Genomic DNA, 14,264 nt, shown 5'->3' on the forward strand with positions numbered 1-14,264 from the left:
GACGGCGGCCGCGTGGGACGTCATACTCCCCGGTCGCCCGAGCGACCAGCGTGGATGACGTCCCACCGCACCACAGTTCTCAGAGGGCGACGGCGACCTCGGCGACCGAGCCGCGGGCGGCCTCGACCTGGGTCTCCTGGGTCTCGGCGCCCGGCGCGAGCGTGCGCAGGGTCCAGGAGCCGGGGCCGGCGAAGAACCGGAACTCACCGGCCGCGTTGGTCGGAACCTCGGCGGTGAACTCGCCGGTGCGGTCGAGCAGACGCACGTAGGCGTTGCCGACCGGACCATCATCGCGGCTCACGACGCCCTGGATGATGGCCTCTTTGGCGACGTCGACGCCTTCGAGGGAGAGCCCTCCTTCGGGTGCTGCGCAGCTCATGACTTCGCCTCACCGGGCTCGTCGCCGAGGACGATCGGGACACCGACGAGGGAGCCGTACTCCGTCCAGGAGCCGTCATAGTTCTTGACGTTCTCCTGGCCGAGCAGTTCCTTGAGCACGAACCACGTGTGCGAGCTGCGCTCGCCGATCCGGCAGTAGGCCACGGTGTCCTTGCCGAAGTCGAGGCCGGCGGCGGCGTAGAGGTCGCGCAGCTCGTCGTCGGACTTGAACGTGCCGTCCTCGTTGGCGGCCTTGCTCCACGGCACGTTGACGGCGGTCGGGATATGTCCGCCGCGCTGCGCCTGCTCCTGCGGCAGGTGGGCCGGGGCGAGCAGGCGACCGGCGTATTCGTCAGGGCTGCGCACGTCGACCAGGTTCTGCGCACCGATCGCGGCGACGGCCTCGTCGCGGAACGCGCGGATGGTGAGGTCCTGCGGCGCAGCGGTGTAGGTCGTCGCGGGGCGCTGGGCGGGCTCGTCGGTCAGCTCGCGGCTGTCCAGCTCCCACTTCTTGCGGCCTCCGTCGAGGAGGCGGACGTCGCCGTGGCCGTAGAGCTTGAAGTACCAGTAGGCGTAGGCGGCGAACCAGTTGTTGTTGCCGCCGTAGAGCACCACGGTGTCGTCGTTGCTCACTCCCCGCTCCGACAGCAGCGCGCTGAAGCCGGACTGGTCGACGAAGTCGCGCCGGACGTGGTCTTGCAGGTCCTGCGTCCAGTCGAGCTTGATGGCGCCACGAATGTGGCCCTTGTCGTAGGCAGTGGTGTCTTCGTCGACCTCGACGAGCACCACCTTGGGGTCGTCAAGGTGGTCGGCCACCCAGGCGGCGGTGACCAGTGCGGTGTCACGAGACATGGAACTTCTCCTGGAGTTGCGGGGTGATGGTTGGGGTGTTGCGGGTGGTGATGCGCTTCTTGAGCAGGTAGAGCTCGCAGCCCAGGCAGAAGCCGAAGACTGCGTTGAGTACGGCGGCCGCGAGGGCCAGTCCGGTCGCGACCAGGCCGAGCGTGGTGGCGCCGGTGAGCAGGCCGATCAGGCCGACCGTGGCGAACACCAGCCCGACGCCTTGGGCGAAGCGCGGCGGCGCGGGGTCCTCGAGCTCGGTTGGCGCGCCCAGGCGAGGCCGGATCAAGGAGCGGAAGACCCAGGCGTGCGGGGTCTCCTTGACTCCGACGATGGCCGCGATCGCGAACAGCACGACCTGGGCGGCCAACAGCAGAGTGGCGACGAGACCCGGGGCGAGGATGAGGACGGCAGCCAGGATGACCGCCGTCACCGTGGCCGCGAAGCGCTGACCGCGGGGGTCGACGCCTGGGCCTCCTGGGCTCGAGCCGCTGAGCGGCGATGGTGAGTGAGACATGCAGGGCTCCTGTGGAAGGTCGTGAGCGGGTCCGTCGAGGACGAGGGCACGAGCGCGACCGCCGTACGGCGTGGCAGTCCGTGGCCAGTTTAGTCAACTAAGTCAATAGACTTAGGACAACAAGCAAGCGTCGTGCTCGTCAGGACATTCGACACAGTGCCGAGCGCACGCGGCAGTGGTCCACCGCGCGGCGTCGGGTGAGCAGCGTCGAGCACATGACGAGAACGGTACGGGTGCCACCTGCTCGCCGAGGCGGAATCTCAGATATTGGACGTGCGTTCCGGAATATGGACCGGCTGGGCTGGGGGCTCACTCAGACCGCCTCCGCGAGCGCAGCGAGCACCTGCTCCTTGCGCGGAGCCCCGGTGGCGCGGCTGACCTCGCGACCGGCGGCGTCCAGCACGAGCGTGGTCGGAGTGCGCAGGATGCCGAGCCGCCGGACCAGGTCCAGCTGCTGCTCAGCGTCGATCTCCAGGTGCGACACCCCGGGGACGGTCTCGGCGATGTCGGTCAGGATCCGTCGGGTCGCGCGGCAGGGCGCGCAGAACGCGGAGGAGAACTGCACCAGGGTCGCCCGCTGGCCCAGGCTGGCGCTCAGCGCGTGTCCGGCCAGCGGCCCGATCGGGGCCTCGGTCGTGGCCTGGTCGATGTCGGCCGCGGAGGGCCCGGTCGCTCCGCCGCGGACCCGGTGCGTGCCGGCGAAGCGGCCATCGGTGAAGGCGCGGTAGCTCCCGAACGCGCCCGCCAGCACCACGCTCACGACGAGCACCCACTGGCCGACGGTCATAGAGACCAGAACCGCTCTTGCCGTCGGGTCATTCCCGACTAGCCGCCGGCGAAGGGCGGCAGGAACTCGACCGACTCCCCAGGGCGTACGACGACCTCGGCCGGGTCGGCTGCGCCCACCGGCCGATCGCCGATCAACGCCGAGCAGACCGCCAGCACCGACTCGAGTCTGGTGTCTTGGTGCAGCCCCAGCGCCGCGGCGTACACCTCGGCAAGAGAGATCGGGCCGTCGACGGGGATCTCGTCGTGGTCGACGCCGGCTGCCGAGCGCGCCGACGCCCAGTAGCGCACGGTGACCACCGTGGCGGCGTACGCCTTGTTCTGCTCCGTGGTCGGCTGCTCCGGGTCGGGGGTCACGGCGAGTTATCCTTCCCTATCGAGCAAACCGGTCGAGCAGGCCCGAGAGGAGACTGGCGTGAGTTCTCTGCTGCTCCTCAGCAGCGCTCTCCAGCCCAGCGCCGGGGTGCTGCCCGCGCTGGCTCTGCTCGGTCACTCGGTCAAGATCCAGCCCGCAGAGGGCAGCGCTCTCCTGGACGCACCGGATGCGGACCTGATCCTGGTCGACGGGCGGCAAGACCTCGCGCACGCCCGCGACCTGTGTCGTCTCATCCAGACCACGGGCAGCGAGGACCCGGTATTCCTGATCGTCACCGAGGGCGGGTTGGCGGTCGTCACCCACGACTGGGGCATGGACGACGTCGTCTTGCATACCTGTGGGCCGGCCGAGCTCGACGCCCGGATCCGGCTCGCGATCGGCCGCTTCTCGGCCCGGCACGATGCCGACGACCCGGAGCGCCACCTGATCCGCAGCGGGGAAGTGACGGTCGACGAGTCGACGTACACCGCCAAGGTCGGCGGCGCCGTGCTCGACTTGACGTTCAAGGAGTTCGAGCTGCTGAAGTTCCTCGCGCAGCATCCCGGCCGGGTGTTCAGCCGACAGCAGCTGCTGTCGGAGGTGTGGGGCTATGACTACTTCGGTGGCACGCGGACCGTCGACGTGCACGTGCGCCGCCTCCGCGCCAAGCTCGGCCCGGAGAACGAGACGCTGATCGGGACCGTGCGCAACGTCGGCTACCGCTTCGTGCTGCCCACCGACGACGCTCCTGCCCGTTCACGTGAGGAGCTCGACGCCTGATCCGCCAGGTCGATCCCGCGTCCTACCTCACCGACAGCGCGGCCGCGCAGACCGTCGAGGCCGTCTGCTCGGCGTGTGTCGCGGCCGGCGAGCCCGATCCGTTGGACGAGGCCGCTCGGCTGCTTCTCAAGCACCAAGGCCTCACCTCTGCCTCTCTCTGGATCGCCGATGACATTGGGTTCGCCCTGGTCCGCGACGGCGTCCTCGACCTCGCTGTCGCACCGCTTGCCCGAGAGCGGGGGGTCGGCACCGACCTGGCGGTGGCCGCGCTGTCTGCCGTGCCGGTCGAGAGCGCCTGGGCGCACGGCGACCACCCCGCGGCGGGACGGTTGGCCGCCCGGCTCGGCTTCGAGCGGGCCCGGGAGCTCTGGGTGATGCGCCGGGCCGCTGGTTCGCCGTTGCCCGCTCTGCCTGCTCGGGAGGATGTCGTCGTTCGAGGCTTTCTCCCTTCCGACGCCGAGGCGCTGTTGCGGGTCAACGCCGCGGCCTTTGCTTCCCACCCCGAGCAGGGCGCCATGGACGCCGCAGACCTCTCCGCCCGGATGGCCGAGCCGTGGTTCGACCCGGCGGGGCTGTTGCTGGCGGTCGACGCCGAGTCTGGCACCGAGTCTGGGGCGCTGTTGGGCTTCCACTGGACCAAGCGGCACTCGGCCTCCCTCGGGGAGGTGTACGTCGTCGGCGTCGCACCGGGTGCCCAGGGTCGCGGCCTGGGTCGCCTGCTCACCCTCGTCGGCCTCCACCACCTCACCGATCAGGGGGTGGCCGAGATCCTTCTCTATGTGGAGTCCGACAACCATCCCGCCGTCGAGCTCTACTCCTCGCTCGGCTTCACCCACCACGCCCTCGACACCCATGTGATGTATCGCAGCTCGGACCCGATTGGGGGTTGAGACGGGGTCGGGTGCCCCGTTCTGGTCCGAAGCGGCACCAGCTAGCCCCCCGTGGAGTCCGCGAGCAACTCCCTCAGCTCAAGCCGGCGATCCAACGAGAGCGCTGGACGCGACCCGGGCGGCGGGATCAAGGTCCACTGCTGAGCCTCGGCGGAGCGCAGGGCACGCTGACGGGTCCCGACCATCCGGTCCACGACTCGGCCACGTCGGGGCAGATCACCTTCGACGATCGTGAAGTACTCCAAGCCGTGGCTGCGGAAACGCTGCTCGCGCGACACATCGTGGGAGCGCACCTTCGCCGACCGATGGTGACCGCCGTCGTACTCCCCGACCACTCCGGCAGAGGGATCCAACAAGTCGGGTCGCCCAAGCCAGGTCCCGTCCTCGCCGAAGACATCGGCGTTGCACATCGGTCGGGGGAGGCCCGCGTCCAACTCCCAGACCAGGACCATCCGAGACTCCTGTGGCGACTCCGGCCCTTCGTGGGCCAGCTTCACCGCAGTCCGGGCGAGGTCGACCCACTTGCGCCGTCTTCGCGTGGCGAGGTACTTGCGAAACCGTGCCCGCGAGGTCAGCTCGGCGAACATCGCCATCTCCAAGACGGTGACGGCATGTCGCACCGAATGCCTGGTCTGGGTGCGCATCTCATCGAAGACGGCAGTCTCGGGACTGGCAACCCGGACCCCGCGCAGCACGTCGACCTCGGGTTCCGTGATCGCCTCCCGCCAGAATCTGATGCCGGGGATCGGCCGCCGCCTGCCGCGGTCTCCGATCGAGAGGGCGACCGGATGCCGTTCCCCGGATGGCCCCGTCCCGCCGAACCACCGCGCACCACGCCAATGCAAGGCAGCCCATCCGGTCACGGCTCCCCCCGCAGGAAGGCGTTGCGCCGCCTCAACAATCCGCTGGTCGGGCTGGTCGACATCGACATCGCTAGGGACCCACAGGTTCGGACCTGCTCGTCGCCAGTGCGGTCCGCGTGCTCGGTCTCGGGTCGGTCCGGTGACGCCGTTCGGGTCGGCGCGCACCGGCGTCACGACCCGCCCAGGGGCGATCCGTGGCGGCGGCCGGAGCCGGCGGAGGTCTCGAAGCACCTCCGGCGGCAGCTGCACCGCCGGTATCGCGCTCGGCCACGGGTCGAGCTCGTCAGCTAGCCAAGGATCCACCCCGCCATGCTGGCTGCGATGGACGATGCGCGACGCCGCCCCTCCACAAGCACGCCGATTCGGACCAATTCGGGGCCTCCACTGGACCTGAGGCCCCCAAAACGGTCCGAGCTACCTGGTCAGGCAGTGAGAGACTGGGCCCATGTCCACGGAGAGCCTGCTGCCGTCCCATGCGACCACGTCCCTCGACGAGGGGCCGGAGGCAACGGACCCGTTCGCGCACCCGACCGACACCTTCCACGTGGCCCCGCCGTACTCCCCCTCGGAGGAGGCGCTGGCAGCGGTGGCGACCTTCGAGGACAGGTTCGTCGATCGCGAGCTGTCCTGGCTCAGGTTCAACCAGCGGGTGCTGGAGCTGGCGGAGGACGAGAGCCTGCCGTTGCTCGACAGAGTGAGGTTCCTGGCCATCTTCGCCAGCAACCTCGACGAGTTCTTCATGGTCCGGGTGGCCGGCCTGAAGAGGCGGATCGCGGCCGGGGTCGCCGTCCGGGCAGCATCGGGGATGATGCCGCGCGACATCCTCGAAGCGATCTGGGCACGGACCCGGGAGCTGATGGAGCGGCACGCCCGCGTGTTCAGCGACAGCCTCGTCCCAGCCCTGCGCGAAGAGGCGATCGAGCTGGTCCGCTGGGATGAGCTGGACCGCAACGAGCAGCGGTTCGCCAAGCGGATGTTCAAGGAGCGGGTCTTCCCGGTGCTCACTCCGCTCGCAGTGGACCCTGCGCACCCGTTCCCCTACATCTCCGGGCTCTCTCTCAACCTCGCGGTGCTGGTTCGCAACCCGTCGACCGGCACCGAGCACTTCGCGCGGGTCAAGGTGCCGCCGATCTTCGACCGCTTCGTCAAGCTCGGCAACCAGCGCTTCGTGCCCCTCGAAGACGTGATCCGAGAGCACCTCAAGCGCCTCTTCCCGGGCATGGAGATCCTCCAGGTGCACACGTTCCGGGTCACCCGCAACGAGGACCTCGAGGTGGAGGAGGACGACACCGAGAACCTCCTCAAGGCACTTGAGAAGGAACTCCTGCGCCGCCGCTTCGGCCCGCCGGTCCGGCTGGAGGTCGAGGAGTCGATCGACCCCAAGGTGCTCGAGCTGCTCATCTCCGAGCTTGGCGTCGCCGAAGAGGAGGTCTTCAAGCTGCCCGGGCCGCTGGACCTGACCGGACTGCACGGGATCGCCGACCTGGCTCGCGAGGAGCTGAAGTATCCCGCCTTCGTCCCGAGCACCCATCCGCTGCTGGCCGAGGTGGAGTCGGCTAAGCCGGTGGACATCTTCGACGCCGTACGACGTCACGACGTGTTGCTGCACCACCCCTACGACTCCTTCGCCACCTCGGTGCAACGGTTCATCGAGCAGGCCGCCGCGGACCCGCACGTGCTGGCGATCAAGCAGACCCTCTATCGCACCTCCGGCGACTCACCCATCATCGATGCGCTCGTCGACGCGGCGGAGGCCGGCAAACAGGTCCTGGTCATCGTCGAGATCAAGGCGCGCTTCGACGAGGAGGCCAACATCCGCTGGGCGCGCAAGCTCGAGCACGCCGGCTGCCACGTCGTCTACGGCCTGGTTGGTCTCAAGACGCACTGCAAGGTGGCGATGGTGGTGCGCGACGAGCCGGACGGCATCCGCCGCTACCTTCACATCGGCACCGGCAACTACAACCCCAAGACCGCCCGCCTCTACGAAGACCTCGGCCTGCTCACCTGCAACGACGCGATCGGCGAGGACGTCGCCAACCTGTTCAACAACATCAGCGGCTTCTCCCGCTCACCGGAGTACGCCGACCTGCTGGTGGCTCCGCACTCCGTCCGGACCGGACTGATCGACCAGATCCACGCCGAGATCGGCCACCACCGGGCCGGCCTGCCCGCCGGCATCCGGATCAAGGCCAACTCGATCGTCGACGAGGCGATCATCGACGCCCTCTACATCGCCTCCCAAGAAGGCGTGCCGGTAGAGCTGCTGATCCGTGGCATCTGCGCGCTACGGCCCGGCGTGCCCGGCCTGTCGGAGACGATCAAGGTGCGCTCGGTGCTCGGCCGCTTCCTCGAGCACAGCCGCGTCTTCTGGTTCGAGAACGGCGGCGAACCTGTCGCCTGGATCGGATCGGCGGACATGATGCACCGCAACCTGGACCGCCGGGTCGAGGTGCTGGTTCGGCTGCCGCAGGGGAACATGACCGCGATCAGCGACCTCTTGGATCTCGCCTTCTCCCCCGACACGATGGCGTGGGAGCTCTGCAACGACGGCACCTGGCTGCGCAACGCCGGGACCCAACACCTGCAGGAGACGCTGATCGCCCGTCAGCGGCGACGTCGGGGCTAGTCGACACCCAGGCCGGCATCGCGGGCAGCGATGATGGCAGCAGACCGGTCCGGCAGGGCGAGCTTGGTGAGCACGCTGGAGACGTGATTGCGCACCGTCTTCGGGCTCAGCACCAGCCTTCGGGCGATCTGGGCGTTGTCGAAGCCGCGGGCGACCAGGTCGAGCACCTCGCGCTCACGGTCGGACAGTTCGGGGAACGGGAGGCGCACGGCGGTGCGACCGCTCACCACCGTCGACATCGCGCGAGCCGCCACCTGCGGGCCGAGGATCATCTCTCCGTTCGCTACCGCCCGGATCGCCCGCTCGACCACGTCGGGCGTCGCTCCCTTGAGCACGTAGCCGCGCGCCCCAGCCCGCACCGCAGCGACCACCGACTCGTCGTCCTCGAGCATCGTGATGACCAGCACCTTGAGGTCCGGGTGGCGGCTCACCAGGTCGCGGGTGACCTCGACGCCGGAGCCGTCACCGAGGTGCAGGTCCATCAACACGACGTCGACCTCGGGTGCCTCGTCGCCGCCGATCAACTCCCGTGCCTCGCCTGCGGAGGTCGCCTGCCCCACCACGGCGATGTCGTCGAGACTGGCCAGCAACCCGGCCATGCCGAGGCGAAACACCGGATGGTCGTCGACGATCACGACGCGGATCATGGGCGGGCTCCGATCGGAAGGCGGGCAGTCACGACAGTGCCGCGCCCGGCCGAGGTGGCGGCCTGGAGGTGGAGGCTGCCGCCCTGCTCCTCCGCGCGTTCACGCATCGACCTGCTGCCGACGCCGGGCCGCGCATCCGGCGCGATGCCGCGGCCGTCGTCGGCGATCGAGACGGTCAGGGCATGGTCGTCGATCCGAGCGGTCACCCAGGCCCGGGTCGCGCCGGCATGGCGGTTGACGTTCGCCAGCGCCTCGGTGGTGATGCCGTACGCCGCGGCTGCGACTGGCGTGGGCACCGCGTCGAGGTTGTGAGTCTCGAGCTCGACGGACAGTCCGGCCTCGCCGGTGCGGGCGGCCAGCTCGGCCAGGGCCGCCCCGAGGCCGAGCTCGTCGAGCACCGGGGGCAGCAGATGGTGGGACAGCGACCGGACGGCGTCGACACGCTGATCGAGCTCAGTCTGCAAGGTGGCCAGCAGCTGCTGGGCCGCCGTCGGGTCTCGGTCGAGTAGGTTCCGCGCGCCCTGCAGTCCGAGCCGCAGGCCGGCAAGCGACGGGCCGAGCCCGTCGTGGATCTCGCGTCGGATCATCCGACGCTCCTCGAGGCGGGCCCGAGCGACCCGCTCGCGCATGTCCTCCACCGACGCGGCGGCCCGGGCGACCGCCACGGCCGTCGCGACCACGGCCGCCAGGTCGCGCAGCGTCTCCTGGGCACGCGCGTCCAGCGCCTCGCCGGGCGGCGCCGTCACCTCGAGGTTGCCGACGCCCTCACCACGATGAACGAGTGGGATCGACTCGGGCAGGCTGGTCGGTCGCCCCCAGCTCAGATCGGCCGTGTCCGGAACCGAGATCCGCACCGACTCCAGCCGCATGGATCGGCCGATGTCCTCGGCCAGGCCGGCGAGGAGCTCTTCGGCCGAGCCCGCCGCGCCGAGGTGGGACCCGAGGCGTTGCACCACTCCGCTCGGGTCCGCCGCGGCGCCGTACACCAAGGTATGCACCCTCCGAGTCAGGTAGAGCCGCAGTGGCTGTACGGCGACCGCGACCCCGGCCGCCGCCACCAGCGCGGCGCCACCCTCGGGCAGGAGCCGCTGCAGCAGCCAGAAGATCACCAGATAGACGCCGATCAGCCCCGCGGAGAGCACCGCGACGAGAGTCGTCCGGCTCACCGCGAGCCCGAGGCCCCACATTCGGTTGCGCAACACCGCGACCAGGACGGCCGCAGGGAACACCGCCTGCGACAGCAGGTGCAGGATCGGCGTCGCCCAGAAGGGGACACCGAGGTCGACCACGAGTGGGACGAAGGAGACCGCCAGGATCGCCGTACCCAACGCGAGCCAGCCGAGGCCGTTGCGTTCCTCGACCGGCCCGCGCAGGTGGCGCCACTCCGTCTCGGCTGCCGTCACCAGGCCGACCACCACCGACGCCCAGACGATCGGCTCCGCCGCGAGGCCGAGCCATCCGAAGTTCGTCGCGGTGAAGACGATCGTGACCGCGCTGCCCACGATCAGACCCAGCCAGGCCCAACCCAGAGGGTGGTCGCGGACCAGCCACGGCACCACCAGATACAACGCGAGAGTCCCCGGCACCCACGCGGTGCTCTGCAGCCTGACGATCATCTCGGCCGGCTGGAATCCTGCCTGCATGGCGTAGACCGCGAAGGCGTAGCCGAATGCCGCGAGCCCGCCTCCGACCGCCGCCACCGCGAGCAAGATCGGCACCGGATGCCGGCGGCGGCGCAGGGTGACGGCGGCGATCGTGCCGTAGACGCATGCCACGGTGACGTCGACCACGAAGAACCACAGGTTGGCGTCGATCGGCGGACGGCCCATCACCAAGAGCACGACCGCCAGCCCGGCCAGACCCCAGGCGAGCACGGCTACTGCCGTGGCCGCCCAGGACCTCGCGGAGCTTTGCATGCAGGGGAATCTAGTGGTCACCGGGCTGGGCCGTCAGGCGGCCGCGCGGTCCCCGAGGCTGAAACCGAGGGCCATCACCAAGACGTACACCGGGCCCACGAAGCCCGCGCTGTACTGCAGCGGCGAGAGACCGCCGATCAGGGTCAGCCCGCCGAGGATCACGCTCACCCAGCCGATCCACCGCGGTGCGGCCGCGGCGCGCAGCGCGGCCACTGCGACCGCGACGCCAGTGATGCCGGCGCCGAGCCAGAGCCACGGGATGGTGCCGATCCAGTGACCGAACATGACGACCACCTCAGGCACGTACGTCGCATCGCCGGTCGCCAACCCGACCGTGAACTCCGTATTCAGGCCGCTGCCCAGCAGACCGGCGACGCTGGTCAGCAGCAGGCCGGCGAAGGCGACGTCGGGCAGGATGCTCCCTGCCGGCGCCTGGTCGTGCAGTCGACGGCGCAACCCGGCGGCGAACGGCACGAGCAACGTTGCCGTGAGGACCGCCAACGCGCCGAAGACCATCAGCTGGGGCACCTGATCGCTCAGCCGCTCCATGATGGCGTTCGCGTCGCCGGCGACCTCCTCGTTGTACACCGCATCGATCGAGGTCGAAGCGACGATCGAGCCGAGACCGCACACCCCGGCGAGGACTCCTGCGAGTGCCCACGCTCGGCTGCGGGCGGAGCCCGGTCGCTGCCCCGCGCCTGATCGCGATGAAGCTGGTTGAGTTGCCGCAATGGCCATGATGACCTCCTCTTCGCCCGACCCGCTCGGTCAGGCGACGTTGGTTGGTGGATTGACTGACGCGGCAGCACATTGCCGGGCCCGGTGTCCCAGCCGGCAGGGCGCGGCGTCCCGACTTGCTGGGCACCTGGTGCGCACCCGGTCGCCCACCGTCGTACGCCGTGGCGTTCTGTTCACCTTCAACCCCTAGGGTGTGAACGTTCATATCCAGCTCACCAGGAGGGCTGAGTGGCGTTCAGGTTCCGGCCGGTCGACGGCACGTTCTACGACCTGTTCACCGAGCAGGCGGGCCACCTCGTCACGGGAGCGAAGCTGCTCGCCGAGATGTTCAACGACGAGACCGACCGCGGCCAGGTCGTCGCGCGGATGCGGGAGGCCGAGCGGGAGGCCGACGTCACCACCCGTGCGATCGTCGATCGGGTCAACCGCACCTTCGTAACGCCGTTCGACCGGGAGGACATCCACACCCTGGCCAACCTGATGGACGACGTGATGGACCTGATCGACGAGGCCGTCGACATGATCCACATCTACGAGGTCCGCGAGATCCCGCGCGAGATCCAGAAGCAGGCCAGCGTCATCCAGCGGTGTGCCGACCTGACCGCAGAGGCGATGCCCAAGCTGAGCACGATGAAGGACCTGGACGACTACATCGCGGAGGTCAATCGACTGGAGCGCACCGGCGACAAGAACTACCGGCGGATCCTGGCTCGGCTCTTCAGCGGTGAGTACAAGGCGATGCAGGTGCTCAAGCTCAAGGACATCGTGGAGTGCCTGGAGAAGGCCATCGACGGCATGGAGCGTGTCGCGAACACGGTGGAGCAGATCGCGGTCAAGGAGTCCTGACCCGATGGACCTCGCGATCATCGTCGCGGTGGTGGTCGTCGCCCTCGCGTTCGACTACACCAACGGCTTCCACGACGCCGCCAACGCCATCGCCACCTCCATCTCGACGCGAGCGCTGACGCCGCGGGTAGCCCTGACGATGGCGGCGGTATTGAACTTCGTCGGCGCCTTCCTCGGCCAGCAGGTCGCCCACACGGTGAGCGAGGTGATCTCGCCGCCGTCGGGCAACCACGGCCTGGTCATCGTGCTGGCCGGGCTGTGCGGCGCGATCGCGTGGAACCTGGTCACCTGGTGGCTCGGACTGCCGTCGTCCTCCTCGCACGCGATGATCGGCGGCCTCGCCGGCGCGGCTCTCGCCGCCGGCACGGTCGTCAACTGGCACACCGTCGTGAAGAAGGTGCTCGTCCCGATGGTGGTCTCGCCGATCGTGGCGTTCGTGCTCGCGGGTGCCGCGATGCTGGCGATCATGTGGCTGTTCCGGCGGGCGCACCCCTCGCCGACGAACCGCGGCTTCAAGATGGCACAGACGATCTCCGCCGCCGCGATGGCACTGGGTCATGGGCTGCAGGACGCCCAGAAGACGATGGGCGTGATCTTCCTGGCCCTCCTCGTCGGCGGTCACGTCGCGCCGGGCGACCCGCTCCCGATCTGGGTCATCGCGGCCGCCGCCGCAGCCATCTCCGCCGGCACCTGGTCTGGCGGCTGGCGCATCATGCGCACCCTCGGCCGCCGGATCATCGACCTCGACCCTCCGCGTGGCTTCGCCGCCGAGGCAGTGTCAGCAGCCGTGCTGTACGGCGCCGCACACTTCCAGGCACCGATCTCCACCACCCACACCATCACCTCCGCCGTGATGGGCGTCGGCGCCACCAAGCGGATCACCGCCGTGCGCTGGGGGGTGGCCCGCTCCATCGCCACCGCCTGGGTGCTGACCTTCCCCATGGCCGGGCTCGCCGCTGCCGCGGCGTACGCCGTCCTGCAGGTGTTCTTGCCCTGAGCGCCTCCGTCGTCCCTGCTCGCTGGCCGGGTCACTGGTGATCTGTGGTAGCGATCGACGCCGGCGGGCATCTGCCGCGGTCTTCTTGCGTCTCCCGCGGTCCTATGGTGGCAAAGTGCCTCGTATACCGGGCACTCACCCACCACAGCACCGCGGCAGACGGGGCGGCATGCAGCTTCGGCCCGGCCAACAGCCAGCACCACGGGCTGCCGCCCCGGTAGCTGCCCTACCAGCGAGCATCCCACGGACCCAGGCTCAGCCGAAGCGGCCGGAGATGTAGGCCTCGGTGGCGGGCTCGTCGGGGTTGGCGAACATCTTCGCGGTGGCGTTGAACTCCACCAGACGGCCGGGCTGACCGGTGGCCTTGAGGTTGAAGAACGCCGTCTCGTCGGAGACCCGGGCGGCCTGCTGCATGTTGTGGGTGACGATGACGATCGTGTAGTCGCTCTTGAGCTCGTGGATCAGGTCCTCGATCGCGGACGTCGAGATCGGGTCGAGCGCGGAGCAGGGCTCGTCCATCAGCAGCACCTGCGGCGAGACCGCGATCGCGCGGGCGATGCAGAGCCGCTGCTGCTGACCACCGGAGAGGCCCATGCCGGGCTTGTTGAGGCGGTCCTTCACCTCGTCCCACAGGTTGGCGCCGCGCAGTGACCGCTCGACGACCTGGTCGGACTCCGAGCGGCTCATCTTCGCAGAGTTGAGCCGGTTGCCGGCGAGCACGTTGTCGTAGATCGACATGGTCGGGAAGGGGTTGGGGCGTTGGAAGACCATCCCGATCTGACGGCGTACGGCGACCGGGTCGACCGAGGAGTCGTAGAGCGACTGGCCGTCGACCATCACCTTGCCCTCCACCCGCGCACCAGGGATGACCTCGTGCATCCGGTTTAGCGATCGCAACACGGTGGACTTGCCGCAGCCGGACGGGCCGATGAACGCGGTCACCGAGCGGGACCGGACGGACAGGTTGACACCCTGCACGGCGAGGAAGTCGCCGTAGTAGATGTCCAGGTCGGACACTTCGATGCTCTTAGCCATGGTTTCCTTTCGATGCCCCGCCGGGGTCGACTCCGGGGCCAGCTCTGCAG

15 protein-coding genes are annotated in these 14,264 nt (G+C 69.4%); 5 read left to right on the forward strand and 10 right to left on the reverse strand.

The window, feature by feature from the left end; translation table 11 throughout:
- Positions 1 to 79 precede the first annotated feature (79 nt).
- The 5 genes from QM714_RS10840 to QM714_RS10860 all read right to left on the reverse strand — a co-directional run bounded on the left by QM714_RS10840 (position 80) and on the right by QM714_RS10860 (position 2,878).
- Complete coding sequence (locus tag QM714_RS10840) at positions 80 to 379, reverse strand: DUF1416 domain-containing protein (RefSeq protein WP_415100309.1); 300 nt, start codon at positions 377 to 379, stop codon at positions 80 to 82.
- Entirely contained in the window at positions 376 to 1,230 is an 855-nt protein-coding gene (locus QM714_RS10845) for a sulfurtransferase (RefSeq protein WP_415100311.1), read from the reverse strand. The genes QM714_RS10840 and QM714_RS10845 overlap by 4 nt, the downstream gene beginning before the upstream one ends.
- Positions 1,220 to 1,735: a DUF4395 domain-containing protein gene (locus QM714_RS10850; RefSeq protein ID WP_415100313.1), complete on the reverse strand. Its 516-nt coding sequence runs from the start codon at positions 1,733 to 1,735 to the stop codon at positions 1,220 to 1,222. The genes QM714_RS10845 and QM714_RS10850 overlap by 11 nt, the downstream gene beginning before the upstream one ends.
- Positions 1,736 to 2,048: 313 nt before the next feature.
- Positions 2,049 to 2,522, reverse strand: a complete 474-nt coding sequence (locus tag QM714_RS10855) for a TlpA family protein disulfide reductase (RefSeq protein ID WP_415100315.1) — start codon at positions 2,520 to 2,522, stop codon at positions 2,049 to 2,051.
- A 38-nt stretch (positions 2,523 to 2,560) separates the two neighbouring features.
- Positions 2,561 to 2,878: a MoaD/ThiS family protein gene (locus QM714_RS10860; RefSeq protein WP_415100317.1), complete on the reverse strand. Its 318-nt coding sequence runs from the start codon at positions 2,876 to 2,878 to the stop codon at positions 2,561 to 2,563.
- A gap of 58 nt (positions 2,879 to 2,936) precedes the next feature.
- Here QM714_RS10860 and QM714_RS10865 point away from each other — a divergent pair, with 58 nt between their 5' ends.
- Positions 2,937 to 3,656, forward strand: coding sequence for a winged helix-turn-helix transcriptional regulator (locus QM714_RS10865; protein WP_415100319.1), 720 nt, complete (start codon positions 2,937 to 2,939; stop codon positions 3,654 to 3,656).
- Positions 3,656 to 4,546, forward strand: coding sequence for a mycothiol synthase (gene mshD, locus QM714_RS10870; RefSeq protein ID WP_415101064.1), 891 nt, complete (start codon positions 3,656 to 3,658; stop codon positions 4,544 to 4,546). The genes QM714_RS10865 and mshD overlap by 1 nt, the downstream gene beginning before the upstream one ends.
- A gap of 41 nt (positions 4,547 to 4,587) precedes the next feature.
- Here mshD and QM714_RS10875 read toward each other — a convergent pair whose 3' ends face one another.
- Positions 4,588 to 5,409, reverse strand: coding sequence for a hypothetical protein (locus QM714_RS10875; RefSeq protein ID WP_415100321.1), 822 nt, complete (start codon positions 5,407 to 5,409; stop codon positions 4,588 to 4,590).
- A 445-nt stretch (positions 5,410 to 5,854) separates the two neighbouring features.
- Here QM714_RS10875 and QM714_RS10880 point away from each other — a divergent pair, with 445 nt between their 5' ends.
- Entirely contained in the window at positions 5,855 to 8,035 is a 2,181-nt protein-coding gene (locus QM714_RS10880; protein WP_415100323.1) for an RNA degradosome polyphosphate kinase, read from the forward strand.
- On the opposite strand, the gene QM714_RS10885 is transcribed toward QM714_RS10880, so the two are convergent.
- From QM714_RS10885 to QM714_RS10895, 3 genes are read right to left on the reverse strand one after another with little or no spacing between them, the layout of a single operon-like run.
- Positions 8,032 to 8,682: a response regulator gene (locus QM714_RS10885; RefSeq protein ID WP_415100325.1), complete on the reverse strand. Its 651-nt coding sequence runs from the start codon at positions 8,680 to 8,682 to the stop codon at positions 8,032 to 8,034. The two genes, QM714_RS10880 and QM714_RS10885, sit on opposite strands and share 4 nt — an antisense overlap.
- Positions 8,679 to 10,598 (reverse strand): sensor histidine kinase, encoded by a 1,920-nt coding sequence (locus QM714_RS10890; protein WP_415100327.1) that lies wholly within the window; start codon positions 10,596 to 10,598, stop codon positions 8,679 to 8,681. Before QM714_RS10890 ends, QM714_RS10885 begins: the two co-directional genes overlap by 4 nt.
- A gap of 33 nt (positions 10,599 to 10,631) precedes the next feature.
- Positions 10,632 to 11,336 (reverse strand): hypothetical protein, encoded by a 705-nt coding sequence (locus tag QM714_RS10895; RefSeq protein WP_415100329.1) that lies wholly within the window; start codon positions 11,334 to 11,336, stop codon positions 10,632 to 10,634.
- Between the two features lie 228 nt (positions 11,337 to 11,564).
- Here QM714_RS10895 and QM714_RS10900 point away from each other — a divergent pair, with 228 nt between their 5' ends.
- Positions 11,565 to 12,182: a DUF47 domain-containing protein gene (locus tag QM714_RS10900; RefSeq protein WP_415100331.1), complete on the forward strand. Its 618-nt coding sequence runs from the start codon at positions 11,565 to 11,567 to the stop codon at positions 12,180 to 12,182.
- A 4-nt stretch (positions 12,183 to 12,186) separates the two neighbouring features.
- Positions 12,187 to 13,179, forward strand: coding sequence for an inorganic phosphate transporter (locus QM714_RS10905; RefSeq protein ID WP_415100333.1), 993 nt, complete (start codon positions 12,187 to 12,189; stop codon positions 13,177 to 13,179).
- A gap of 255 nt (positions 13,180 to 13,434) precedes the next feature.
- Here QM714_RS10905 and pstB read toward each other — a convergent pair whose 3' ends face one another.
- Positions 13,435 to 14,214, reverse strand: a complete 780-nt coding sequence (gene pstB, locus QM714_RS10910) for a phosphate ABC transporter ATP-binding protein PstB (protein ID WP_415100335.1) — start codon at positions 14,212 to 14,214, stop codon at positions 13,435 to 13,437.
- Between the last annotated feature and the right edge of the window lie 50 nt (positions 14,215 to 14,264).

Source organism: Nocardioides sp. (genome assembly GCF_047602075.1).
Classification (GTDB): Bacteria; Actinomycetota; Actinomycetes; order Propionibacteriales; family Nocardioidaceae; genus Nocardioides.